At 35.9% G+C, this 24,427-nt stretch carries 30 protein-coding genes; 13 read left to right on the plus strand and 17 right to left on the minus strand.

Features of this window, described 5'->3' with window-relative positions; all coding sequences use genetic code 11:
- Nucleotides 1–2 precede the first annotated feature (2 nt).
- The 6 genes from LG296_RS14240 to LG296_RS14265 form a co-directional block, all read right to left on the minus strand.
- A complete protein-coding gene (locus LG296_RS14240) occupies nt 3–641 on the minus strand; it encodes a GntR family transcriptional regulator (protein WP_107936830.1) in 639 nt (212 codons plus the stop codon).
- A gap of 13 nt (nt 642–654) precedes the next feature.
- Nucleotides 655–2,163, minus strand: a complete 1,509-nt coding sequence (locus LG296_RS14245; protein WP_107936832.1) for a tripartite tricarboxylate transporter permease — start codon at nt 2,161–2,163, stop codon at nt 655–657.
- A 12-nt stretch (nt 2,164–2,175) separates the two neighbouring features.
- Complete coding sequence (locus tag LG296_RS14250) at nt 2,176–2,610, minus strand: tripartite tricarboxylate transporter TctB family protein (RefSeq protein WP_107936834.1); 435 nt, start codon at nt 2,608–2,610, stop codon at nt 2,176–2,178.
- A gap of 12 nt (nt 2,611–2,622) precedes the next feature.
- Nucleotides 2,623–3,636, minus strand: coding sequence for a tripartite tricarboxylate transporter substrate binding protein (locus tag LG296_RS14255; RefSeq protein WP_107936837.1), 1,014 nt, complete (start codon nt 3,634–3,636; stop codon nt 2,623–2,625).
- Nucleotides 3,637–3,951: 315 nt separating this feature from the next.
- Nucleotides 3,952–4,173 carry a hypothetical protein gene (locus LG296_RS14260; RefSeq protein ID WP_107936838.1) on the minus strand — a complete coding sequence of 74 codons (222 nt, stop codon included), beginning with the start codon at nt 4,171–4,173 and terminating at the stop codon, nt 3,952–3,954.
- Nucleotides 4,174–4,195: 22 nt separating this feature from the next.
- Entirely contained in the window at nt 4,196–4,783 is a 588-nt protein-coding gene (locus LG296_RS14265) for a peptidylprolyl isomerase (RefSeq protein ID WP_107936840.1), read from the minus strand.
- Nucleotides 4,784–5,011: 228 nt separating this feature from the next.
- On the opposite strand from LG296_RS14265, the gene LG296_RS14270 reads away from it, so the two are divergent.
- Together LG296_RS14270 and LG296_RS14275 are read left to right on the plus strand one after the other, a co-directional pair.
- Complete coding sequence (locus tag LG296_RS14270; RefSeq protein ID WP_107936896.1) at nt 5,012–6,229, plus strand: MFS transporter; 1,218 nt, start codon at nt 5,012–5,014, stop codon at nt 6,227–6,229.
- Between the two features lie 108 nt (nt 6,230–6,337).
- Nucleotides 6,338–8,185, plus strand: coding sequence for a transglycosylase domain-containing protein (locus LG296_RS14275; protein WP_107936842.1), 1,848 nt, complete (start codon nt 6,338–6,340; stop codon nt 8,183–8,185).
- A 33-nt stretch (nt 8,186–8,218) separates the two neighbouring features.
- Here LG296_RS14275 and LG296_RS14280 read toward each other — a convergent pair whose 3' ends face one another.
- Entirely contained in the window at nt 8,219–8,782 is a 564-nt protein-coding gene (locus tag LG296_RS14280; protein WP_107936844.1) for a DUF5366 family protein, read from the minus strand.
- A 223-nt stretch (nt 8,783–9,005) separates the two neighbouring features.
- Between LG296_RS14280 and LG296_RS14285 the strand changes: the two genes are divergently transcribed.
- The 7 genes from LG296_RS14285 to mnhG are packed head-to-tail and all read left to right on the plus strand — an operon-like array spanning nt 9,006 to nt 14,722.
- A complete protein-coding gene (locus LG296_RS14285) occupies nt 9,006–11,369 on the plus strand; it encodes a Na+/H+ antiporter subunit A (RefSeq protein WP_235867685.1) in 2,364 nt (787 codons plus the stop codon).
- Nucleotides 11,366–11,788, plus strand: a complete 423-nt coding sequence (locus LG296_RS14290) for a Na(+)/H(+) antiporter subunit B (protein WP_107936848.1) — start codon at nt 11,366–11,368, stop codon at nt 11,786–11,788. The genes LG296_RS14285 and LG296_RS14290 overlap by 4 nt, the downstream gene beginning before the upstream one ends.
- Entirely contained in the window at nt 11,788–12,129 is a 342-nt protein-coding gene (locus tag LG296_RS14295) for a Na(+)/H(+) antiporter subunit C (protein WP_107936850.1), read from the plus strand. The genes LG296_RS14290 and LG296_RS14295 overlap by 1 nt, the downstream gene beginning before the upstream one ends.
- Complete coding sequence (locus LG296_RS14300) at nt 12,122–13,612, plus strand: Na+/H+ antiporter subunit D (RefSeq protein WP_107936852.1); 1,491 nt, start codon at nt 12,122–12,124, stop codon at nt 13,610–13,612. The genes LG296_RS14295 and LG296_RS14300 overlap by 8 nt, the downstream gene beginning before the upstream one ends.
- Entirely contained in the window at nt 13,613–14,092 is a 480-nt protein-coding gene (locus LG296_RS14305; RefSeq protein WP_107936855.1) for a Na+/H+ antiporter subunit E, read from the plus strand.
- Nucleotides 14,089–14,370, plus strand: coding sequence for a Na(+)/H(+) antiporter subunit F1 (locus tag LG296_RS14310; RefSeq protein ID WP_107936857.1), 282 nt, complete (start codon nt 14,089–14,091; stop codon nt 14,368–14,370). Before LG296_RS14305 ends, LG296_RS14310 begins: the two co-directional genes overlap by 4 nt.
- Nucleotides 14,354–14,722 (plus strand): monovalent cation/H(+) antiporter subunit G, encoded by a 369-nt coding sequence (gene mnhG, locus LG296_RS14315; protein ID WP_107936859.1) that lies wholly within the window; start codon nt 14,354–14,356, stop codon nt 14,720–14,722. The genes LG296_RS14310 and mnhG overlap by 17 nt, the downstream gene beginning before the upstream one ends.
- A 44-nt stretch (nt 14,723–14,766) precedes the next feature.
- Here the strand turns inward: mnhG and LG296_RS14320 are convergent, their stop codons facing one another.
- Together LG296_RS14320 and LG296_RS14325 are read right to left on the minus strand one after the other, a co-directional pair.
- On the minus strand, nt 14,767–14,979 hold the full coding sequence (locus LG296_RS14320) for a hypothetical protein (RefSeq protein ID WP_235867683.1): 213 nt from the start codon (nt 14,977–14,979) through the stop codon (nt 14,767–14,769).
- Nucleotides 14,980–15,077: 98 nt separating this feature from the next.
- Nucleotides 15,078–16,586: a leucyl aminopeptidase gene (locus tag LG296_RS14325; RefSeq protein ID WP_107936863.1), complete on the minus strand. Its 1,509-nt coding sequence runs from the start codon at nt 16,584–16,586 to the stop codon at nt 15,078–15,080.
- Nucleotides 16,587–16,784: 198 nt separating this feature from the next.
- Between LG296_RS14325 and LG296_RS14330 the strand changes: the two genes are divergently transcribed.
- A complete protein-coding gene (locus LG296_RS14330) occupies nt 16,785–17,258 on the plus strand; it encodes a divergent PAP2 family protein (protein WP_107936865.1) in 474 nt (157 codons plus the stop codon).
- Between the two features lie 49 nt (nt 17,259–17,307).
- Here LG296_RS14330 and LG296_RS14335 read toward each other — a convergent pair whose 3' ends face one another.
- The 4 genes from LG296_RS14335 to LG296_RS14350 form a co-directional block, all read right to left on the minus strand.
- On the minus strand, nt 17,308–17,637 hold the full coding sequence (locus LG296_RS14335; protein WP_107936867.1) for a YuiB family protein: 330 nt from the start codon (nt 17,635–17,637) through the stop codon (nt 17,308–17,310).
- A gap of 137 nt (nt 17,638–17,774) precedes the next feature.
- The gene (locus LG296_RS14340) at nt 17,775–18,272 is read right to left on the minus strand and encodes an NUDIX domain-containing protein (RefSeq protein WP_107936869.1); all 498 of its coding nucleotides are present in this window, start codon (nt 18,270–18,272) and stop codon (nt 17,775–17,777) included.
- Nucleotides 18,273–18,395: 123 nt separating this feature from the next.
- A complete protein-coding gene (locus tag LG296_RS14345; protein ID WP_107936871.1) occupies nt 18,396–18,902 on the minus strand; it encodes a hypothetical protein in 507 nt (168 codons plus the stop codon).
- A gap of 186 nt (nt 18,903–19,088) precedes the next feature.
- Nucleotides 19,089–19,463 carry an iron-sulfur cluster assembly accessory protein gene (locus tag LG296_RS14350; protein ID WP_107936873.1) on the minus strand — a complete coding sequence of 125 codons (375 nt, stop codon included), beginning with the start codon at nt 19,461–19,463 and terminating at the stop codon, nt 19,089–19,091.
- A 218-nt stretch (nt 19,464–19,681) separates the two neighbouring features.
- Between LG296_RS14350 and LG296_RS14355 the strand changes: the two genes are divergently transcribed.
- Nucleotides 19,682–20,386, plus strand: a complete 705-nt coding sequence (locus LG296_RS14355) for a DUF2225 domain-containing protein (RefSeq protein WP_107936875.1) — start codon at nt 19,682–19,684, stop codon at nt 20,384–20,386.
- A 496-nt stretch (nt 20,387–20,882) separates the two neighbouring features.
- On the opposite strand, the gene LG296_RS14360 is transcribed toward LG296_RS14355, so the two are convergent.
- On the minus strand, nt 20,883–21,122 hold the full coding sequence (locus LG296_RS14360; RefSeq protein WP_107936877.1) for a NifU family protein: 240 nt from the start codon (nt 21,120–21,122) through the stop codon (nt 20,883–20,885).
- An 83-nt stretch (nt 21,123–21,205) separates the two neighbouring features.
- On the opposite strand from LG296_RS14360, the gene LG296_RS14365 reads away from it, so the two are divergent.
- Nucleotides 21,206–21,535, plus strand: a complete 330-nt coding sequence (locus LG296_RS14365; protein WP_107936879.1) for a YuzD family protein — start codon at nt 21,206–21,208, stop codon at nt 21,533–21,535.
- Nucleotides 21,536–21,648: 113 nt separating this feature from the next.
- On the opposite strand, the gene LG296_RS14370 is transcribed toward LG296_RS14365, so the two are convergent.
- The gene (locus LG296_RS14370) at nt 21,649–22,722 is read right to left on the minus strand and encodes an NAD(P)/FAD-dependent oxidoreductase (RefSeq protein ID WP_107936881.1); all 1,074 of its coding nucleotides are present in this window, start codon (nt 22,720–22,722) and stop codon (nt 21,649–21,651) included.
- Nucleotides 22,723–22,912: 190 nt separating this feature from the next.
- Here LG296_RS14370 and LG296_RS14375 point away from each other — a divergent pair, with 190 nt between their 5' ends.
- Nucleotides 22,913–23,149 carry a YuzB family protein gene (locus tag LG296_RS14375; protein WP_107936883.1) on the plus strand — a complete coding sequence of 79 codons (237 nt, stop codon included), beginning with the start codon at nt 22,913–22,915 and terminating at the stop codon, nt 23,147–23,149.
- 54 nt (nt 23,150–23,203) lie between these two features.
- Here the strand turns inward: LG296_RS14375 and LG296_RS14380 are convergent, their stop codons facing one another.
- Nucleotides 23,204–23,971 (minus strand): TIGR01457 family HAD-type hydrolase, encoded by a 768-nt coding sequence (locus LG296_RS14380; RefSeq protein WP_107936885.1) that lies wholly within the window; start codon nt 23,969–23,971, stop codon nt 23,204–23,206.
- A complete protein-coding gene (locus LG296_RS14385; protein ID WP_107936887.1) occupies nt 23,968–24,420 on the minus strand; it encodes a DUF86 domain-containing protein in 453 nt (150 codons plus the stop codon). Before LG296_RS14385 ends, LG296_RS14380 begins: the two co-directional genes overlap by 4 nt.
- Between the last annotated feature and the right edge of the window lie 7 nt (nt 24,421–24,427).

Genomic DNA, 24,427 nt, shown 5'->3' on the forward strand with positions numbered 1-24,427 from the left:
AATTAATCCCCCTTAATTTTTAACAAAATATTGTCTCTTGATTTCCGCACGTGGAATTTTGCAGTTTCTTCAGCTAAACTCTTATCCCCAGTTTTAATAGCGTTAATAATCATCCTATGCTCTTGAATATTCTCATAGGGTCTTCCTTTGTTCGATAATGATTGAGACATTAACAATGAAATCTGCATTTGCAGGTCACTCATGATTTCTAACAAATAATGATTCCCGGACAATCTGGCGAGAGTGTTATGAAACTCAGAATTTATTTCTGACAGACGTATAAGACTCCCCTGCTCTGCTTCTTTTTCAGCTAGCTCAATATAATTCTCAAGAAGCTTAATATCTTCAGCACTGTGTGATTCAGCAATCCTTCCAACTGAAAGCCCCTCTAATAGTTCTCTTATTTCATATAAATCTTCAATTTTTTCTTTAGAATATAGAGTTACCTTCACACCCTTGTGCGGCTCGTATTCCATTAACCCCTGCTCTATTAGCTTTTTAAACGCCTCTCGAATCGGCGTTCTACTTACACCAATTTCATTTGCAATCGCACGTTCTGTTAACGTTTGACCTGGGACAATATCCCCCATTTTAATTTGTTGAATGATAAAATCATAAACCGAGTTACCTTTGACTGACATTTCATTACCTCATTTATACTTGAATTTCTTTCGAATCTTTTTGCTCCTTATGCTTTTGACGGATTTTCTTCACTAATGGAAGGAAAAACATTAAAATAGCCAAGATTATCAAAACTAACGCTATTGGACGTGTGAAGAAGAACGAAACTCCCTCTGTCGATACAATCATGGCTCTTCTAAAGTTTGTTTCAATCATAAATCCTAAAACCATAGCAAGAACAATTGGTGTGGTAGGAACATGTAATTTTCTAATGAAGTAACCTAATATACCGAAAATAAGCATAATCCAAACCGGATACATTGAATTGTTATATGCATAGGCGCCTACAATACAAATGGTAGATACAATTATTGCTAATATATTCTTCGGAATCTTAATAACTTTTACCCATAAGTTAACACCTAATAGGCCTATTAAAGTCATGATTGGTACAGAAATTAACAAAGATGCAAACAATGTATACGGAATCTCTGGAGTTTCATGAAATAATTTGGGACCAGCTTGTAATCCTTGAATGGTTAAAGCACCTATTAAAATTGCTGCACTTGCAGATCCCGGGATTCCTAAGGCTAACATCGGTGCTAATGCTCCTGGAACCGCTGAGTTATTAGCCCCTTCAGCCGCAGCCACTCCTTGAATATTTCCTTTACCAAAGCTTTCTTTTTCTTTTGATGAATTTTTAGCCTCACTATAAGCAACTAAAGAAGCAACCGTTGCACCAGCACCTGGTATCACGCCAATTACATAACCAATAATTGGTGCCTTAATGATCATGGTCTTCCAAATTTTTTTAAAATCTTCCTTTGTAAAACCCAGTCCCTTTACTTTCTCCACTACTGCCTTCTCGTTTTTAGTATTTTCTAGCATATAAAACACTTCTGATAAGGCGAATAATCCAATTAGGGCCGGTAGAAAAGGAATGCCTCCTAACAAGCTCCCACTTTCAGCAAAACGAGTAACCCCTACAATTGGGTCAATGCCGATACAAATAATGACAAGACCAAAAAACATACCTATTAAACTCTTAACCAATGATCCTTCGCTTAGAACACTAATTAAACTAAGTCCAAAGATAGCTAGAGCAAAATATTCCAACGGGCCAAAATTTAATGCGAACTTTGCCATTGGTACTGCTGTTAAAATTAATAAGATAGCACTGACAAATGCTCCTATACCTGACGATAAGATTGAAACTGTTAACGCTTTATTGGCTAATCCTTTTTGCGCTAGTGGGTACCCATCCCAAGCTGTTGCAGCAGCCGCTGCAGTACCTGGTGCATTTAAAAGTATCGCAGTAATTCCTCCACCATATTCGGCTGCACCGTATAAAGAAACAAGTAACACAAGAGCTGCAATCGGATCCATTCCAAAAGTTATGGGTACTAATATTGCAATACCAATACTAGGAGTTAGACCAGGAAGAGCACCAACAAAATATCCAATTAACGAACCTGCTAATATCATTAGCAAAATTTCAAATGTAAATATATTAGAAAATCCTTCTATTAAGTTAGCTAACATCCTTTTCCCCCCTTACGGTATAGGTATTCCTAACAAAAAATCAAACACTACAAAAATAAAAGCTATTGTAATAACGGTAGAGAATCCTAATCTAGTAACTTTTCGAACGTCATTAATCCATAGCAAAATAGGAATCATTATAATAGAAGCTATATAAAAATTAAAAGCACTTATTAAAATCAAGAAAATCACTAGACCTACCATGGTTAAAACTACTTTTGTAAAGTTTTGGAACTTTAATTTTTCAATGTTTTTTTCAAAAATGCTTGTCATTAAGTTGATTCCAGAAAAAATTATAAGTCCTATGGCAACCAAGAGAGGAAATGCTCTTGGTCCCACATCATTACCTGAAACTAAATTTTGAATTTGGAATGTGTCGATAAGAAAATAGAATCCAATTGATAAGAAAGCAACACTAAATATAATATTTCCTAATTTAAAGGTCATAGCGTAGCCTCCCTATTCAACTCCTAATTTTTCATACCAATTTACCATTATCTTTGATTGATTATTAACATAATCAGTGAACTCCTTATAATCCATATCACCTGTTAGCATTTGTGAGTTTTTCAGATATGTTTGATAGCCCTCAGTAGCAATTGCTTTTTCAAATATCGAGCTTAGCTCTTGTAAAATAGCTTCATCAATCCCCGAAGGTCCATAAACTCCTCTAAATTGCGCCCAGCTCGTATCTACATCAAATCCTGCTTCCTTATATGTTGGCACATCTGGTAAGTCTTCTAATCTTTCTTCACTCATTACTCCTAATATTTTCAAATCCCCAGATTCATAGTATTGAGAAACTTGCCCCGGATTTGAATTTGCTACATCAATATGTTTTCCTAAAATAGCTGTTACTGCATCTCCTGTACTTTCATAGGCAGTCCATACAGTTTCTACTTGAGCTGATTCACTAAAAATATTCCATGCAACATTATGACCGGAGCCAATTGCACCATAACCACCTACTGTTAATTTCCCTGGATTCTCTTTTGCATAATTCACTAATTCTTCTAGCGTATTAAATGGACTATCCTTATGAACCGCAATTACATAAGGATCTATTTGACCTTGTGATATCCAAGAAAAATCCTCTAAATCGTATTGATTCTTTAAAGTGCCTTCTATTAGCCCGATTTGACTAGGTGTCATTGCACCTAATGTATAACCATCTGCTTTTGCGTTAGCTATTTCTGCCATTTGTACTGCACCACTTCCCCCTGGGCGGTTTTCAACAATAAATGTGCCTCCCGTAACTTCTTCAGCAGCTTTTGCTAATTCACGAGCCATTAAGTCTGTTGGTCCTCCCGCAGTGGTATGCACTAAAATGGTAAATTGTTTTTCAAAATCTAAAGTAGTATCAATTGTAGCCGCTTCCCCTTTACCCCCCGATAAAGCGTTTTCATTTCCATTAGAACAAGCCGATAAAATGCAAAGTAAAATAAACATTAATAACAAACTGAACTTTTTCATTTTATTCCCCCCTAGTAATGATGGTATACCATTTGACTAAAGATTATTACAATAAGTCGCAATAGTCAAACTTTTTTTTACATTTTTTGAATAAATGGTATACAATCATATAGTGCGATAATGTAAAATTCAGGAATAAATAAAATCATATAGCAATAATTGTATGGAAGGTATCCTACTTTGCTGTGCTGGATTTACTTTAACAATCACATTACTTTATTAATAAAATAAAAAATAAAAAAAACCAAAATGCGAAATTTTGGTTTTTTTATGACGGATTTGTCTTCTCTTTATTTAGTTAGAAAATAAACAGCCTTATTTTCGTAATTGAGTATCTTTATCCTGGGTGCCTTGTTGTTTAGTTAAAACATATTCTTCTAGAGCTTTTGTTTTTTGCTCTTCTTTTTTAGATAAACGCTTCACTAATCTAAATACGAACACACACAAAATAAAGATTGCTAAAAACTCTAATGCAGCTGGAATATATGATGATTTATCCTCTGGAAAATATAGAAATCCTGCGTAAAGGATACTCATTTTTCACTCTTCTTTCTAATAGTTATTCGATAATAGTAATCGACTCTATTTTAACATCTTCTAATGGCTTATCGCGCATATCCTTTTCAACGTTCGCAATATTGTCAACAATGTCCATGCCTTCAACAACATGTCCAAATACTGTATGTTTGAAGTCTAACCATGGTGTACCACCGTTTTTAGCATAAGCTTCGATAATTTCTGCTGGATATTTTGCTTGCTCTAATTGTGCAATCATATTATTTGGCGTATGTTCCATTTGAACGATGAAGAATTGAGAGCCGTTTGTATTTGGACCAGCGTTTGCCATTGAAAGAGCCCCACGAAGGTTAAATAAGTTCTCGTTAAATTCATCTTCAAAAGAGTCGCCCCAAATTGATTGTCCACCCATACCAGTACCAGTTGGATCTCCACCTTGAATCATGAAATCAGTAATAACACGGTGGAAAATAATACCGTTATAATAACCTGATTTAGCATGTCCTAAAAAGTTTTCAACAGTTTTTGGTGCATGCTCAGGGAATAACTTGATTTTAACTGCACCTAAAGTTGTATTCATTTCTACTAATACTTCACCTGGATTTAATTCTTTAGTTAATTGTGGAAACATTATAATTCGCTCCTTATTAAAAATGTTAGTTTTGGGTATATCTTTAAATAGAAGATTACCTTTTGACACCTCGTTACAGTTTAACATAGAACTTTTAAATTTGCCGCTAATTTACTTTTAGGACTTTCTTCGAGTTACGAAATAAGTTATACTTACCAACAAGAAAAAAACCAATCTTGAAATTCATTTCAAATTTGGAAAACAACGGCTAGGAAGAATGTGATTGAAGTGAATAACCGAAAGCACAATTTTATTATTATTTTAGTATCAAATTTCATCGTAGCAAGCTCTATGACGATGATTATGCCCTTTTTGTCTCTTTACATTGAAACCTTCGGAGATTTTCCTGAGAGCTATGTACAAAAATGGGCTGGCTTAATCTTTGCAGCCACATTTGTTACAGCGTTTATCATGTCGCCGATTTGGGGGCGAATTGCCGATAAATACGGCTACAAACCAATTATGATCATTAACTGTTTCGGCATTGCTCTAAGCATCTTTTTGATGGGTTATGTAGAAAATGTTATACAGTTTTTCATCCTGCGCCTATTTATGGGAATTGTTACAGGCTTTATACCCACATCTATGGCATTCATCAGTAAGCATACACCTAAAAATATTGCGGGAAAAACACTTGGGACACTCCAAATTGGTAGTGTTGGCGGTTCTTTATTTGGTCCTGTCATCGGAGGATCCTTAGCAGATGCAATTGGATTTAACTTTACGTTTATTTATACCTCTATTGCAATTACAATTGCAGCCATCATCATTATTTTTGGCATTCATGAGCCAGAAATTATTCAAAAAGAGAAAAGCGTACTCTATTCAACAAAAAATATTCTTTGGGCTTTGTTCCATCACCCACTAATTCTGAGCACAATGCTTGTTGCTTCTTTAATTCAAATTGGAAATTTCAGCATTCAGCCGCTATTATCTCTATATGTTTCTCATTTAACTACCTCAGAGCAAGTAGCAATGCTTGCTGGTATTACCTTTAGTGCAGCTGGGGTTGGAAATATCTTAATTGGACGATTTTTTGGGAAGCTCGCTGATAATATTGGCTACGAAAAAGTCTTGATGTCACTGTTATTTATCAGTGTTTTCTTCATAATACCGCAAGCCTTTGTAACTTCCCTTTGGCAGCTTATTGTCTTAAGATTCTTGCTCGGTATCTTTTCTGGAGGATTAATTCCTATTGTCACAGCACTTATAAGACGTGAAGCACCTGTAGCGATTCAAGGTGAAGTCATGGGCTATAACCAATCTTTTCGTTTTTTAGGGAATATTATAGGTCCTGTGCTAGGTGGCTTTATAAGTGGATTTGCCGGTATTTCAGCTGTGTTTTACTCGACCGGACTACTATTTCTTATTGCAGCAATTGTCATTTTCATTATTCAAAAACTACCAAAAAAATATTTTGAGGATGTTTTAAAAAGTCATATTTAAGCTCGATATAATAGGAAGGGGATCTACTAATTCTAGTAGCCTCCTCCTTTTTTATTTGAAACTATGATATTCTATCTTTTGTTATGCTCGCATTTTTGGAGGAATTAAATGAAACAAATAGTAGGTTTCTTACTAATCCTTTGCTGCTTTCCATTGCTATTACTACTTGGTACTAAAATTATAGATGAATTTACCTCAGCGAAAGAATATGAGAATACGATTCAACATAATATCAAGCCGCCAGAACAAGCAAATCCACTTCCTGTTACGATGTTAGATCGAAATGGAAATATATTTAGTGAGGAATATGTGGAATGGAGACAGCAGGTTCCATTAGAGGATGTACCAGAAATTATTAAACAAATCTATCTACTAAGTGAAGATAAAGAGTTTTACACACATATCGGCTTTAATGTAAGTGCCCTCGCACGTGCAGTCGTAGTAAATTCTCAAGGCTCCATCGAACAAGGCGGCAGTACAATCACACAGCAGCTGGTTCGTATGCGCTATCTATCAGTTGAACAAACCTATGAACGTAAATTAACCGAGTTATTTTATGCTTATGAGCTTGAACAACTATACAATAAAGAAGAAATTCTAGAAATGTATTTAAATGAAATCTATTTTAGCAATCAGGTATACGGAATCAGTGCAGCTGCAACCTATTATTTCCAAAAACCGTTAGAAGAGCTAACAATTGCTCAAATGGCATTTATTGCAGCGATTCCAAACAATCCTTCTCTATATGATCCTATAAAGAAATTTGATAATACGAAAGCAAGACAAGAACGGTTATTAGATATTTTAGCTGAAAATAAGATACTTACTGTAGAAGAAGCTGCCTTATATAAACAAGAGCAAATTATTTTGAATTTGAAGGTAAAAAAACAACAGCAGCCTGCTTATAGTACATTTGTACTTGCAGAATTAGAGGATCTAGTTGCTTCAGCTGAAGGCTATACAGACCAGCTTAAGGCTGCACAAACTGATGATGAAAAGAAAATAATCGAGGAACAGATTGATGCAAAGGTTCAGCAATTACTACAATCAGGTATCTCGATACACACTGCATTAGACCCGGAAAAACAGCGACAGGATGAACAAAAAATCGATGCGATTCTAGGGAATGGTAATTTACAAAGCAGCTCAGTAGTTATAGATAATTCAACGAGGGAAATTGTTAGTGTTTATGGTGGAAAAAACTATAAAAAATTCGACTTCCATCGGGCTTACCAGGCAGTTCGTCAACCAGGCTCTGCCTTTAAACCAATAATAGTTTATGCACCGCTTTTTGAAACAACCAACTATTCACCAAGCTCGATTGTTAGTGGCAGTAGTTTTTGTGTCGACAATTTCTGCCCTCAAAATTATGGTGGTGGTATTTATGGGAATGTGTCGATTTCGACTGCCTTTAAGCACAGCTATAATACTTCAGCTGTTCGTCTGTTAAATGAAATCGGTTTGGATAATGCCTTTCAATTTGTCGATAAATTTAATTTTCAATCACTAGTTCCACAGGATAAGACCTTTGCAGCAGGATTAGGGGGTCTTAATTATGGTGTAACTGCATTGGAGCTGGCTGACGCCTATACAAGCTTTATAGATGGAAGTTATATGAAAGCCAGAAGTATTCGAAGTATTACCGATGCAGGTGGACATGTTCTTTATAGCTGGCCAACAGACAAAGAAATCGTTTGGACTGGTAAAACAATAGGCAATATTCGTTCATTACTACATGATGTAGTGACAAGCGGGACTGGACGAGGAATCATTTCTAATTCTGCCTATATTGGGGCTAAAACAGGAACAACCAATGATTACAAAGACTTTTGGATTGCAGGGTTAACTAACGAATACACAACTGCTGTTTGGATCGGATTTGATAATCCTTCGTCCATGCAATCTCTCCAGAATGACAAAATCCATTTTAAAATTTTTAATACAATAATGAATTAAGAGGCATGACTTTTAACAGTCAGTGCCTCTTTTTTAATTTCCAAAGGGTAAGCTTGCTAATACCCCATTATAAAGCTTCAACACAACATAACAAATGAATGTGATAAAAATGGCCCAAAATAGAATTTCAAAAAAAATCAGACCCACAGTTCCACCTAATGATAAAAACTGACTCATCTTGTATATGTTATAAATAAAATAACTAAAGATTGTCACTACAAAAATACTAAGTAAGATAAGAATAGATTGTATGCCAAATACTGAAAGCAATGCCCCAAAGAAAAAGATGAGGTAGCCTCCTCTAGCAGCACTAATCATTTCCCCATTATTATGCTTTGAGAAAAACAGCATTCCTACTTCATGAATCGTTTCTCCTATTAATTTCAATGCTGAAAATAGCATAAAAAAACAAAGAGCAAATACACTTAATAACAAAAGGCGTAATTCTAAATCTGTTAAAAACTCCCGCATCCCCGCATATACGCCGATAGAGGTTAAAAATGCTAATGATTCTCCTACCAAATAAATTCCGAAAGTTAAACTAAATAAAATTACAGAAAATAACGGTAAATAACCATACAAATATGGATTTTTCATGACAATTTCCTCTAAACTAAATTTTTTCTACCTATTTATAATAACGGGTAAATAATAAGGTTATCAAGTTCATACTATTCTCACCCAAGTGAAAACAGGGATAATAAATGTTATAATCTTTAGTATTCGAGATAATTCATTGATATTTTTTATTTTTTTGAAAGGGGGATTATTTTTGTTTCAAGTATTTTGTATTTTCATTCCATTACTAGCTGCAATTTTCATGCCTTTCTTCTTTAAGAAAATCAGTTCAATACATACGGGATGGTTTGTTTTAGTCGTACCAGTCTTTCTTGTTATTTACTATGCTACCTTTGTACCGGCTATCTCTAAAGGAGATACAATCATTGAACAGTTAGAATGGATACCATCACTTGGAATATCGTTCGTTTCCTATCTCGATGGGTTGAGCTTATTGTTCTCTTTACTCATCTCTGGGATTGGAGCACTGGTTGTTCTTTATTCAATTTACTATTTAGATCGTACTAGAGAGAAGTTGCATAACTTTTATATCTACTTATTAATGTTCATGTGTGCGATGCTTGGTGTCGTTCAATCAGACAACATGATGACGCTATATCTATTCTGGGAATTGACTTCGATTTCCTCATTCTTATTAATTGGCTATTGGAACAACCGTGACAAGTCTCGATTCGGTGCACTTAAATCTACCATGATAACAGTAGCCGGTGGGATGATGATGCTAGGGGGATTCGTATTACTCTCCATTATGGGAGATACATTCTCTATTCGCGAATTGATTGCCCAAGCACCAGAGCTTGTAACAAATGATCTATTTGTAGTTGCACTTGTTTTAATATTACTCGGGGCATTTACAAAATCAGCCCAATTCCCATTCTATATTTGGTTACCAGATGCAATGGAAGCGCCAACACCAGTTAGTGCCTACCTTCACTCAGCAACAATGGTTAAAGCTGGAATTTATCTAGTAGCCCGTTTCACACCTATTTTCGCCCAATCAGAGGTTTGGGTTTGGTTAGTAAGCGCTACTGGTTTACTGACATTATTCTGGGGCTCCTTCTTTGCACTGAAGCAACGAGACTTAAAAGGGATTCTTGCCTTCTCAACTGTCAGTCAGCTTGGTCTAATTATGTCTTTACTTGGCGTAGGAGCAATTGCTTATCATGTAGAAGGTGCAGAATCGTCAATTTTTAAATATGCAGCCTTTGCAGCAATTTTCCACCTTATAAATCATGCTACCTTTAAAGGAAGCTTGTTTATGATTGCGGGGATTGTGGACCATGAAACTGGTACTCGTGATATCCGAAAGCTAGGTGGATTAATGAGTATCATGCCAGTCAGCTTTACTGTTGCTATTATAGGAAGCTTCTCAATGGCGGGCTTGCCTCCATTTAATGGATTCTTAAGTAAAGAAATGTTCTTAACTGCCATGATCTCAATCGCCCAATTTGATTTATTTAATTTCTCAACATGGGGTATTTTATTCCCTATTATAGCTTGGATCGCTAGTGTATTTACATTTATTTACAGCTTCTACTTTGTATTTAAAACATTTACTGGAAAAGGAAATATCGAGGAATTACCACATAAACCACATGAAGCACCTGTGGGGATGTTAATTTCACCAGTTATTTTAGCTGGTTTAGTAGTTGTATTATTCTTTATCCCAAACATCCTTGCAGATACTTTCATTAAACCAGCAGTAATGGCTATTCAGCCTTTCCTATACAGTAGTCCAGAACAGATTAATATCCATGTAGCTGCATGGCATGGAGAAATTACAACAGAATTATATATGACATTTGGTATCATTGCTTTAGGACTGGTATTATACTTAACGCTAGCTAAATGGCAAAAAATGTACAATCTATTCCCTTCAAAATTAACCTTGAACAATTTATATGACTTTGTTATCTATGAGTTATTTGACAAATGGGTTGCACGCTTATCTGGGCAATATATGACTGGATCAATCCGACGTTATTTAAGCTATATGCTCGGGTCAATTGCCATCATAGTTATTGCAACTTTATTTATTCAGGATGCATTTAGAGTAAGCTTTGAAGATGCTTCACCAATACGTCCACATCAGATTATCGTAATTCTTGTTTTAGTTGTAGGTACAATTACAACTGTGTTTGCAAAATCGAGAATTACTTCAATTGTTGCATTAGGATTAGTGGGATACACTGTTTCGCTGTTCTTCGTAATGTTTAACGCACCAGATTTAGCACTTACACAATTAGTAATTGAAACGATTTCAGTAGCACTATTCTTACTTGCTTTCTATCACCTTCCTCAGTACAGGAAGGAGGAGGAACGAACTCGTTTTAGATTTAGTAGAGCGTTTGTATCTATAGCAGTTGGTGTAATGGTAACGCTTGTTGCTCTTTCAGCTCATTCTCAAAAATTTATCGGTTCTATTTCTGAGTACTATAAAGAAACAGTGTATTCCTTAGCAGGTGGAGGAAATATTGTAAATGTAATTTTAGTGGATTACCGCGGATTCGATACATTATTTGAGGTTGCTGTTTTAGCCATTGCCGGTATTGGTATCTTTGCAATGATTAAGCTTCGCTTGAGCACGAAAGGAGATAAACTATGAAAACAAATGATGTAATTATGCAGTTTACTGCTAAACTTGTCTTTTTCATAATTTTCTTCTTCGCCGTTCACTTATTCTTTGCTGGTCACTATACGCCTGGTGGAGGTTTTGTTGGGGGCTTAGTAACAGCAAGTGCGATTGTTCTACTAATTATTGCATTTGACTTAAAAACGGTTCAAACGATTCTGCCGATCAATTATATTAATATGGTTGCAATCGGTTTAATTCTTGCATTAGGTACAGCTGCATTTTCCATGTTTACTGGTAAACCATTTTTCACACATTACTACGATTATTTCAATTTACCTATTTTAGGAAAAACATCTCTTCATACCGCAGCTTTATTTGATTTAGGTGTATATTTGGTTGTTGTTGGTGTGACGATGACCATTATTCAAACGATTGGGGAGGATGAATAATGGAGATAGTTATGGCATTTGTTTGTGGATTTCTATTTATGGCTGCTGTTTACTTAATACTCTCTCGTAGTCTTCTCCGAATTATTATTGGAACTGGATTATTGAGTCACGGTGCACATTTACTGATTTTAACAATGGGAAGCTTCAAAGGTACTGTCCCACCTGTTTTAAGTGATGGTGTAACAGATTTCGCCGATCCGCTTCCACAAGCGTTAATCTTAACAGCTATTGTTATTAGTTTCGGTGTTACAGCCTTTTTCTTAGTTCTTGCCTACCGTGCATATTCTGAACTAAAAACAGATGATATGTCGTTAATGAGAGGAAGTGAAGAAAATGAGTAACTTTCTTTTACTGCCTATAATTATTCCCTTTTTCTTCGCCATGCTATTGCTGTTCGGGCAGAAGAATATTGCTTATCAACGTATTACAACTTTATTAGGGCTTGTAATTTCTATCATTTGTGCAATTGGTCTTGTATCAAATGTTTATATGGACGGTCCTCAAACCGTCACTCTCGGAAATTGGCCAGCACCTTTTGGTATTACAATGATGGGAGATATGGTTGCTTCAGTTCTAATGCTAACAACCTTAGTAATTTCTCTCTTCATAGTATGGTATGGATTTGGCTCTATCGGAAAAGAACGTGAGCAATTCTTCTATTATCCTGGGATTATGTTTATTATCACAGGGGTAAACGGAGCCTTTACTACGGGGGATATATTCAACTTATTCGTATTCTTTGAAGTATTATTAATGGCTTCTTATTTATTGATTGTACTTGGTGGAGAGAAAGCACAGCTTCGTGAATCCATTAAATATATTTTAGTGAATGTGATCTCGTCTGCACTATTTGTAGTAGCAGTTGCTTACCTCTACTCAGTTGTAGGTACGCTAAGTATGGCAGATATTTCACTTAAGATTGCTGAAATAAACCAACCAGGGATTATTACTGTGATTGCTGTTTTATTCTTGTTAGTGTTCGGTATGAAGGCTGCGATTTTCCCGTTATACTTCTGGTTACCAAGCGCTTACTCTGCACCACCTATTCCGGTTCTTGCGTTATTTGGTGCTTTACTAACTAAAGTCGGTGTTTATGCTATTACACGTACATACACGTTATTCTTTACACATGACTTATCCTATACACATGAGTTACTACTCATCTTAGCTGTTGTTACTATAATAGCTGGATGTATTGGAGCACTTGCTCACTTCGATGTGAAACAAATTATTATTTACAATATCATCATTGCAGTTGGTGTTATTCTATTCGGTGTAGCTCAGATGAACGAAGTAGCTTTACAAGGAGCATTTGTTTATCTAATCCATGACATGATTATTAAAGCTGCATTATTTATGTTAATAGGCATTGTGATTTATGTAACCGGTACGTCTAATTTACGAAAAATGGGTGGTCTAATTCAAACTTATCCTACACTAGGCTGGTTCTTCTTAATAGCTGGCTTTGGTTTAGTAGGGGTACCTCCCTTAAGTGGATTTGTAGGAAAACTACTTATTATTCAAGGTGGGTTTATAGCTGGTAACACATGGTCTACCTTAGTAGTATTAGCATCCAGTATTATTGTACTTCTATCTGTTATGCGTATCTTTATCTATGCTTTCTGGGGAGAGCAAGGACAGCTTTCTACTGACGTACAAAAAAGAAAGTATAATCGTATGTTTATTCCAACAATGCTTTTAGTAATTCTTTCGATTTTCTATGGTATCGGTGCAGAATGGCTAAATCCATTTATGAGTGATGCAGCTAAAATTTTAATGGATCCATCTATTTATACTGATGCAGTTATGAAAGGAGGAGAATAAATGTCCTTTCAAATCTTACTAAATCTATTTTTAGCTTTTTTATGGATGTTTTTATCCTCTAATTATTCCTTGTCTCGCTTTATAATTGGTTTCTTGTTAGGACTAGCGCTCATTATCGCTTTCCGCAAATTCTTTAAATCTAGACTCTATATTGACCGAGTTTGGTCTGTTATTAAGCTATCCTTCCTCTTTATAAAGGAGTTAATCTTAGCAAATGTTTCTGTTTTAGTTTTAGTACTGAGACCAAGACTAGAATTACAGCCAGCTTTCTTTAAATACGATACAAAGTTAACAGAGGATTGGGAGATTACTTTGCTTTCAAGCTTGATTACCCTTACTCCTGGTACTGTAGTTGTCCATGTTTCAGATGATTCAAAATCATTATATATCCATGTACTTGATAGTAATGATATTGATGAAACAATTGATTCTATTAAAAATACATTCGAAAAAGCGATATTGGAGGTGAGCCGTTCATGACAACTTTTATTTGGGTAGCAATTATTATTATTGTCTTATCCATCGTTGGCCTGGTGTATCGTCTTGTGAAGGGCCCGACCCCTTCTGATCGCGTTGTGGCATTAGATGCAATTGGTGTTGCTCTAATCTGTTTAGTTGGTTTGTTTTCAATCATCGTTGATACAAGTTTCTTTTTAGACATAATTTTACTGTTGGCGATCCTATCTTTCATCGGTACAATTGCCTTCTCTAAATATATAGAGAAAGGAGATATTATTACCCGTGACAATTCTCGCTAATATCTTAATTATTTTCTTTATCAGTTTAGGGGTACTATTCCTCGTTGTAGCTGCTATTGGCTTGTTTCGCTTACCAGATCTTTATACGCGCGCGCATGCAGCCTCTAAAAGTGCTACATTAGGTGTTATGTCTATATTGCTCGGTGTTTTCTTCCACTTCTGGTTAATGGAAAATCATTTTAACCCGACGATTCTATTAGGGGTATTATTCCTGTTTATAACAGGTCCTGTAGGTGGACATATTATGAGCCGCTCCTCTTATATAGCTGGAGTTAAACCGTGGGCTGGAACAGTACGAGACGACTTGAAGCCTGAAATTGAACGTATGAAAAAAGAACAGAATATTAAATAGAATGAAAAAGAAGTGCGAATTTTTAGGTTCGCACTTCTTTTTATTTACCAGTGTCTTCTGTAAGGACCGCGTCTTTGTGGGAATCTTGGGTATCCATAGTATGGATACGGCTGATAAGGATAAGGTCTACCGAAGCCTCTATTATCAGGAACGATTACGTTACCAAGTAAACCACCTAAGAATCCGCCTAGAAATGGATATCCAAACTCAGAAAATCCACCGCCATATCCACCATAACCACCATAATAATTTACCAATAACATCTACCTCCTTTTCATTAATAACTTATGTTAGAAATGAAAAGTAAGGTATGCTATATGCCCACTAGACTTAAAGTTCTCAAAAAGTAAGATATTTAATTGTTTTGTTCGCCTAATCGTTCTACAAACGTTGCGAGAGTTCTTACCATCACACCTGTCGCTCCCTTTGGCCCTAAATCATGCGCATTTGAAGCATTTGAAGTTCCAGCAATATCTAGATGAATCCATGGTGTTTCCTCTACGAATTCACCGACAAAGCCACCACCAAAAATCATATGACCATCACTGCCCGGTGAGTTATTTAAATCAGCTACATCTGATTTGCGAATGCGCTTTTTATCTTTTTCTGTTAAAGGCATTCCCCAAACAAATTCACCAGTCTCAATGCTAGATTCGATGAATGCATCGAAGAACTCTTCATTATTTGTTAGAGATCCTGTTTTATCGAATCCTAGCGCTGTGATAACCCCACCTGTCAAAGTAGCTACATCTATTAAGTAGTTAGCTCCCTGCTGCTTTGCATATGTCACAGCATCTGCCAGTACAAGGCGCCCTTCTGCATCAGTATTTAATACTTCCACTGTTTTGCCACTATACATTGTAATGACATCATCTGGTTTAAAGGCTTCACCAGAAATCATGTTATCAGTTGATCCGATAACGGCTACAACGTTTTTATTTGGTCGTACTTCCCCAATAATTTTCATAGCTCCCAGGACAGCTGCTGCTCCCCCCATATCGCCTTTCATACCAACCATACCAGTTTTCGTTTTAATAGAATAACCACCTGTATCGTAGGTTACACCCTTCCCAACTAGACCAATAACATCTTCCCATTTTTCAGTTGCTTGGTATTTAATCGTGATTAGACGAGGCTCTTCAACAGACCCTTTATTGACGCTTAAGATCCCGCCCATACCAAGCTCTTCTAGTTCAGTTTTTGTTAGGATTTCAATCTCAAAATCATATTGTTTTGCTAATTTTTCAGCATAATTGCCAAGCTCAGTTGCTGTTAATAAGTTTGGAGGTAAATTTACTAAGTTACGTGCTTCGTTTACAGATTCTGCATAGATTTTACCAACCTCATAAGCTGCCGCAATCTCATCAATATCTCCATTTGTTACAAAATGTACTGTATCCATATATACATCAACTTCATTGGATGTTGTTTTATAGTTAGGTGTTTGATAGAATCCTAGACCAGCTCCTTCAGCAAATAAAAAGGCAATCGTCTCCTCATCAATTGGGTTTGCTGTGAAGGATTCTAACCAAATAGAAACTTCATTTACTTTTAAAGCTCGTAGTTGCTTCCCAACAATCCCAAAAGTCTCTCTTAGTTCATTTTCAGTTAATGTTTTTGTATCACCTAATCCAACGAATAAAACACGCTTCAGCTGACCATTTTGACCTGTATAAGGAAGCTTCGTTAATTTCTTTCGATCTGTGTCGATATCACATGTACGAATCCAGTCTTCAACACTTTCACCGTAGAACGAAACGAAATCCTTCCACCCTTCAATGTGATCACAATTTTTCTGTACCCCTACGATAAGTACTTCGGTATTTACCTGATTAAAGGTTTTTGCTTCTTTTACAATTTTCATTTTTAAAATTCCTCCATTTTTACCGCTACTTTATATGTACTACTTTCCCAAATTGGGTATGAATGTATCTATATTCATTATAGTAAAGATATACCTAATTTTCGAATATTTCAAATTACGAATTGGTATATGTTGAAATTACATCGTTCGGATATGCTATACTTTAGACAAAGATAAGAAAGGTAGGGATTGTTAGTTTTGGCACTCCTTCAAAATACACCAATACTTTTATCCATTTTTTCAATACTATTTGCGCAATTTATAAAAGTCCCTATTCATTTAATTGCGACAAAAAAGTTAGATTGGTCTTTAATGACCTCAACTGGTGGAATGCCAAGTTCTCATTCGGCAGCAGTGACAAGTCTCGCTACAGCAGTAGGCTTTGAAACTGGAATGGACTCCCCAATCTTTGCAGTAGCTGCAATGTTTGCTGCGATAGTTATGTATGATGCCACTGGTGTACGTTGGCAAGCTGGGCAGCATGCAGTAATTATCAATCGTATACGAAATGAGTTAACAGTCTTTTTCAACGAAGTAAAGCATTGGCCAGAAAAAAATGAAGATGAGAAAATAAAAGAGTTAAAAACATTATTAGGACATAAGCCGAGTGAAGTTTTCATGGGCGCTTTAACTGGAATCTTAGTATCTGTTCTATTTTATAATTTGTTCTAATAATTTTATGTACAAAAAAAACTGACCCGAATTGGCGTCAGTTTTTTTGTTAGAACATACGATATCCTGCTTTTCGAAGGTAAATCATCACAATACCTGCAACAATTGCCCCTGCAAAACCACCAATCAAAATTGTGATATCTACAACCTGCAATGCTTGCAGCTTATCTAATAATGCTGGAAAAGCAGTATTTGCTTTAAAAATATAATCTAAAAAGCTAACTTCATCAATAATAAATATAACCACGATTGGGTAAACGATTGCCATTAACCAAGTCATACGTAGCAACATGTTTAATAAGAAACCGATTCCAAAAAACATGACGAAGAAAAGTACGACTGAGATGATTAACTGGACTAACGATACTGAACCACTCATTTTATGTATAACCTCCGTTTTCCTCTCATTAGTTTACATGATAAAAGCCCTCCTTTCAAATATAAATACAGTTGCAACAGAGCTAGATATGAACAACTTCTGAACTTTTGCTATGCTCAGAATCGGTGTGAATGCTGCTACTTATTAAAGAATAATCGATAAGAAGAATATTCAAAGACATCGCCAGGATTGATGCCATCTTTTTTAAAGAGCTGATGATGAATCAACTCATGGCTTGCCATTTCCTCCAGCATTACAGAAGCCTCACCACTATCAACAAGCTCTTCAACAGATAGCCAGCAAGCTTCCGATACTTCAGATTCTTGTATTTTGATAAATTGTTCTCCATCTGTCGGTATACAATAGAAAATCGCCATATTATCACTTATTTCCCCACGAATAACACCCGTACGGAAACCAATCAAGCCGGACACCTCACATTGTATCCCAGTCTCTTCTAATACCTCTCGCACTACTGCCTCATCTGCCGTCTCCCCAACCTGTACAAAACCAGCAGGCAATGACCATATGCCTTTAAGCCCACTATACGTCTTCTTCACCACAAGCCACTTGCCGTCCCCATTAATGACTACTCCAGCAACCCCAAGCCATACCTTCCCACGATCCTTTTTCATTTGCTTCCTCCTCGTTTCTATTAATTTATCTGTTATTGTTAGTATACGCTTAAGTAGGAGAGTTTAAGAAATGAAAAAACCTTCTGCAAGGGAGTTATTGCCTTTTGAGAAGGTTGAATTTATTTAGATTAAGTTTAATAGTTTTTTAATCTTTAATAAATAGTTTTCATAGTTTGAGGTTTGTGTAAACTTCTTAAAATATTCAAAGAAGTATTTGCCTGACTTTAAAGTACTTTCGAGAAATTCAAATTCTGGTAAGATAAATTCTTTTGAATCAATTTTATTAATAAATAAAGTTGAATTCCCACACGCTCTTTTAATCGAAATTCCCTCGGGCTCTATCATCTTTGCTTCACCATTATTAATATACTCCTCAAGCCAATCGATAGTTATTACCCATCTAAGAACTAAGTAATTCCGAAAATCCTCATTGAATAATTCTTCTTCATTATAAGTGAGTTTAATAAAGCCATAGGTTGTATCCAGATGCTTTTTAATTATTACAGATAGCTCCTTAGCATTATTACCACTGAGAATGAGTGCATCAAAATTCAAATTTGAACTAACTGAAGATGGGAATAATTCAGCATTCGGACCACCAAGGACTATACTTTCGACTTTTATTGGCATTATTTTTTACTACTTTCATAATAAAATTTTCATTTTAAATCTATTTATTTCTTTCAAGAAAGTAAAAAGCCTTTCAATTCCTAACGTTTCGTAAAACATCGAATCAAAGAGGCTCTTAACTCAAATCTCATTTATCTAATTTTTGGTGATATAATTCTATTGAACATTTCAAAGTAAGATAAATTATTACTCACAAACCTCCGGCGTACCTTCAACTTTAGCTGTTCTAAACGAAGTACCACAGCCACATGAAGCAATGGCATTTGGATTATTGATGGTAAAACCGCCACCCATTAACGATTGTTTGTAGTCAATTTCCGTACCCATTAAGATTGGTGCGTCTTCACGGGAAACAAGAATTTTCAAACCGTGTTGCTCATCTATATAATCATCTTCACCTTGGCTCTGGTCAAAATTCATGCCATATGAAAGACCGCTACACCCTCCACCATGGATTGTTACACGTAAAAAAGAGCCTTCTTCTTCATTATGCTTTTGCATTTCTTTCACACGTACTGAAGCAGCTTCAGATAAGTTAATTACCTTCTTTTCACTTGTCATCCCATTCACCTTCCTTCTACCTATATAATATCAAGGAGCAATACAAAAATAAAGATATGTGCACTCAGTGCTACAATATGCATTCACAATAATTCCCAATACATTATCATTATAATAATACTAACCAAACTCATAAATAGGTCAATTTATTCACTACTTTCTAGTATGCAGATGATATAATAGTCTTAATATAAAATAAATGGGAGGGGTCAAACTATATGGAATTATCACCTTTCTATGAGAAAAAAGTTGAGTGTATCTGCTGTAATAAAGCATTTACTACAACGAAAATTCGTTCTAAGCTAGTTAAAGTTGAAAGTACCGATACTGATTTTTGTCCAACTTATTCTGAAACATCTGTGCCAGCTTTATACTACAATGTTTTTGTCTGTGAGCATTGTGGCTTTTCTTTTACTGAAGACTTTTCTAAATATTTTGGCCCTAGTATTAAAGAACAAATTCTAGAGCAGATTTCAAAAAAATGGGTGCCACGCAGCTACAACCATGAACGCTCACTTGCAGAGGCATTAGAAACTTATAAATTAGCATTTGTTTGTGGGTCAATCAAAAAAGAAAAATTCATCACGCTTGCCGGACTTACATTAAGAATTGCCTGGATTTATCGCAAGCTTCAGAATGTTACCCAAGAACAACGATTCCTTAAAATCGCTCGCGATCAATATATTGAATCTTACTCAACTGAGGATTATGCCTCAACCCAGATGTCAGATACGCGAGTTATATATATGATCGCAGAGCTTTCCAGAAGAATTGGCGATTTGGATTTAGCAACTCGCTACTATTCTAAAATAATCGAGAACCAACGTGTTGGCGGTGAAGCAAAAGTAATCGAAATGGCTAAAGAACAATGGCAGCTTGTTCGAGAAGAGCGTGAAAAAGTTAGAGCAGCTGAGGCTGTTTAAAATAAGATGTCTTAAAAGTTATAGTAGTAACTTTTGAGGCATTTTTTTGTGGAGGAAATTAATGATGGATTGGAGATGGGTTTGTTTTATTTTGATTTGAAACTACCGATGCGTTTCGTCCCCTTCATGAAACGCGTTTTGAGCTGCGATTATCCATCCGATACACTTCATCCCCTCTATGAACTCATTACTCACTAACCAAGGTCTCCTTTCACGTTTCATTCCCTTCATGAACGCGTTCTAAGCTATGATTACCCTTCCAATGCACTTCATCCCTTCGATGAAACGCATTTCACACTAACCATAATCTCCCTTCACGTTTCACCTCCTGCATGAAAGGTGTTTCGATCTTCGATTACCCTTCCGTTGCACTTCCTCCCCCATCAACCGCATTAAAATTTACTCTCTCCTCCCCAACCAGTCAAACCAACAAAAAAAAAGCCCGATTCAGAAAACTTCACCGTTTTCCGAATCGGGTTTCATTATATTCTTTATATTAGAATACTTGCTCTACTTCGATGATTCCTGGTACTTCTTCTAATAGTGCACGTTCGATACCAGCTTTTAGAGTGATTGTAGAACTTGGGCAGCTTCCGCATGCACCTAATAGGCGTAAACGAACGATACCGTCTTCAACGTCTACTAATTCACAGTCTCCTCCATCGCGTAGTAAGAATGGACGTAATTTATCTAAAACTTCTTGTACTTGTTCTTTTTGTTGTTCTAAATCTGTCATTTCCCTCGACTCCTTTCATTAAAATAATTATAATGTGAAGAAAGAAAAAAATCCATAATTTGAGTTCATGAAAGGTTGATTCTATGAAAGAAAATAATCCCATTATTGAAGTTTTTGGTGCCGAAGTGATTTGTGCTAGCTGTGTCAATGCTCCATCTTCAAAAGATACATATGAATGGCTACAGGCTGCAATCAGTCGAAAATTCCCAAAGGACTCGTTTTCTATTCGCTATATCGATATTGAACAGCCTTTAGAGAACGAGCGTGATAAGGAATGGGCAGAACGTATTCAAAATGATGAGTTCTTTTATCCACTGGTTCTTATCAACGGTGACGTCATCGGTGAAGGATATATTCAAATTCAACCAATCTTCTCTACATTAGAAAAACTTGGATTTGTAGCAACTGAATAAAATCTTACTTAACTAAACAAAATCTCTATAGGCTCGTTAAGCTTTAATGTAACAAGTTTATAGAGATTTTGTATTTTTTTATTATGCTTCAGTTAATTGAAAATTATTTGTTCTTATTGAGAATCGTTTTGGCGTTTATACATCCAAAGTAGACCTGATTTCATTAAACGAGCAATACGACCTGTTACTGTTGTATCTGCTAAATGAACAAAGCCTTGTTTCTTCCCTAAAGAACCCATGAAACCTTTAAGCTTGATTGGTGGCATTTTTTCAGGAAGTGGTTCGTTTCTCCAACGCTTACTTAATACTTTGACAATACGCTCCGCTTGTTCTTCAGCTAGCTGGGCGCTTGCTGGTAAGTCCGATGAAGCACAGTCTCCAACTACGAAAACATTCTCATCATCTAATAGGTGGAAATATTGGTTCACGATTGGACGACCTTTGCGATCCTTTTCTGCATCCATATTGCGTACAATTTCAACTGGTTGAACGCCAGCTGTCCAAACAACAGCATCCACTTCTATCACTTCTTCATGATTGTAGAGCTTCGTTGGTTCAACTTTAGTAATGTTTGACTCAGCAATTACTTCAACATCATGCTTGATAAACCAATCTTTTACATAGTTACTTAATTTCTCAGGGAAATCACGTAAAATACGTGCTGAACGGTCAAATAATTTAATTTTTAAATCTGAACGACTTTCACGTAATTCACTTGCTAGTTCAATTCCACTTAATCCAGCTCCAACGATACCAACAACCGAGCCTGGTGGCAGACCTAACAGCTTTTCAAAAGTTTTGCGTGATTTAGCGATTGTTTGAATGCTATAGCTATTTTCTTGTGCTCCTGGTACGTTGTGGTAGTCATCCTCACAGCCAAGACCAATTACTAAGTCATCATAAGAAATTGTTTGGCCATCCTCTAGATAAACAACTTTTTCTTTGCGATCAATATTAGTAATTTCACCATAAACTCGTTTTAAGCGATCATGCTCTGGGAAACTAACACGAACATTTTTGTCTGTTGTCGTACCTGCTGCTAATGCATAAAACTCTGTTTTTAAGCTATGGTGTGGTGTTCTATCAACTAAAGTTATCATTGTATCTTCTGGAAAGTTATTTGGTAATAGGCGCAGTAAAATACGCATATTTCCGTAACCTCCACCTAGTAAAACTAGTTTTCTCATAAAATACTCTCCTATATCTGATGTCGATTGTTTAAGTAAAAATCGTTCACAATTTATCCATAAAGAGTATAACTTATTGTGAGATGTTTCACAATATCTTTATCTAATTTTTTGTGAAAAGTTTCACAAAAACTCATTCATTGACGAAAGCTAAAAAACAGAGTAGAGTGTCTAGTGAGGTGACAACGGCGTGAATCCATTAGTAGAGTTTTGCATTAGTAATCTAGCAAATGGTGCTCAAGAAACCTATGATGTTCTAGAAAATGATCCAGAGATCGATGTTCTCGAATATGGGTGCTTAAGCTACTGTTCATTATGCGACCAAAATTTATACGCACTTGTAAATGGTGATATCGTAGAAGCTGATACACCTGAAGAATTGACTAAAAAAATCTATCAATACATTGAAGAAAATCCTCTTTTCTAAGGAGGATCATTCATATTGAAAAATTCCGCGCACAATTGTACGCGGAATTTTATTTTATACGATTTCTAGCTCTTCTATACAATAAGTAGGCTTATTGTCCTTTTGTAAAACAATCTCCGTACTCACTACCCCAGTATTAACATGAATCGTATCGCAGCCAAATCGGATCCCACATAATATATCGGTATCATAATTGTCTCCAATCATCACCATTTCATCCTTTTTGAATCCATACTCTTCCTGAATCACTTCAAGCATAACTGGCGAAGGCTTTCCTACAAAGATTGGCTCCACTTGCGCTACATTTGCTACCAGACGTACAAAGGAGCCGTTCCCCGGAAGAAATCCTAGCTCACTAGGAAAACGAATATCTTCATTTGTTCCTACTAATTTTGCCCCTGCCTGGAGTGCAAGGGATGCCTTTACTAACTTCATGTAGTCTACTGTTCGATCTATTCCCATGACAACCACATCTGGTCGTGCTTCATCAGTATCCACAAGATTTAATCCCTCTGCCTCCAAAGCCGATTTGATACCATCAGATCCAATCATAAAAATAGTTGCATCCTTATAATGCTGTGTAACATACTTTGCAGTTGTTAAAGCACTGCTATATATTCTATGGGTAGGTGTATCAATTCCAATATCGGCTAAAACCTTTTGTAATTGCCCTGGTGTTTTTGAGGAATTATTTGTTACGAAAAAATACTCTAGCTGTTCTTTTTGCAGCTGATGAATAAATCGAACAGCAGAATCAATTCCCTTTTTCCCACGATAAACAGTTCCGTCTAAATCAAAACAATAGGCTTTATATTTTTTCATTCAGCATTCTCCGGTAAAAATGCTGAAACCGGACCAAGCTCGTTTTCTAAATAGTTAGTTACAAGTGGTGTGAACTGTTTAATGGCCTCTAAATTGTCTGTAAGCACTTTCAGAACAATTTGGTTATCTACTTGTACAAATTCACGCACTAGCATTTTACGCAAGCCCACAACCTCTTTAAAAGGCATTTCCATCTCAGAAGTAATTACTTTTTCATCTAACAGGATTTCGATAATATCTTCATAGCTTCCTGGGTCACGCATGATGAATCCATCGATTATTAAGTTCCCTACATCCATTAAGGCTTCCATTGTATTATGACCAATACGTTGTAAAGCTAGGGCTGTAATATCATTCTGTAACCAATTCTGTTCTTTTTCAAAAATAGTAATTAGCTCGTCTAGGTGCTTTAAAGTTACTGAAATTTTATTACGATCTACAAAATACATAAATGGT

The organism is Ureibacillus chungkukjangi (assembly GCF_044795995.1).
In the GTDB taxonomy this organism is placed as follows: Bacteria; Bacillota; Bacilli; order Bacillales_A; family Planococcaceae; genus Ureibacillus; species Ureibacillus chungkukjangi.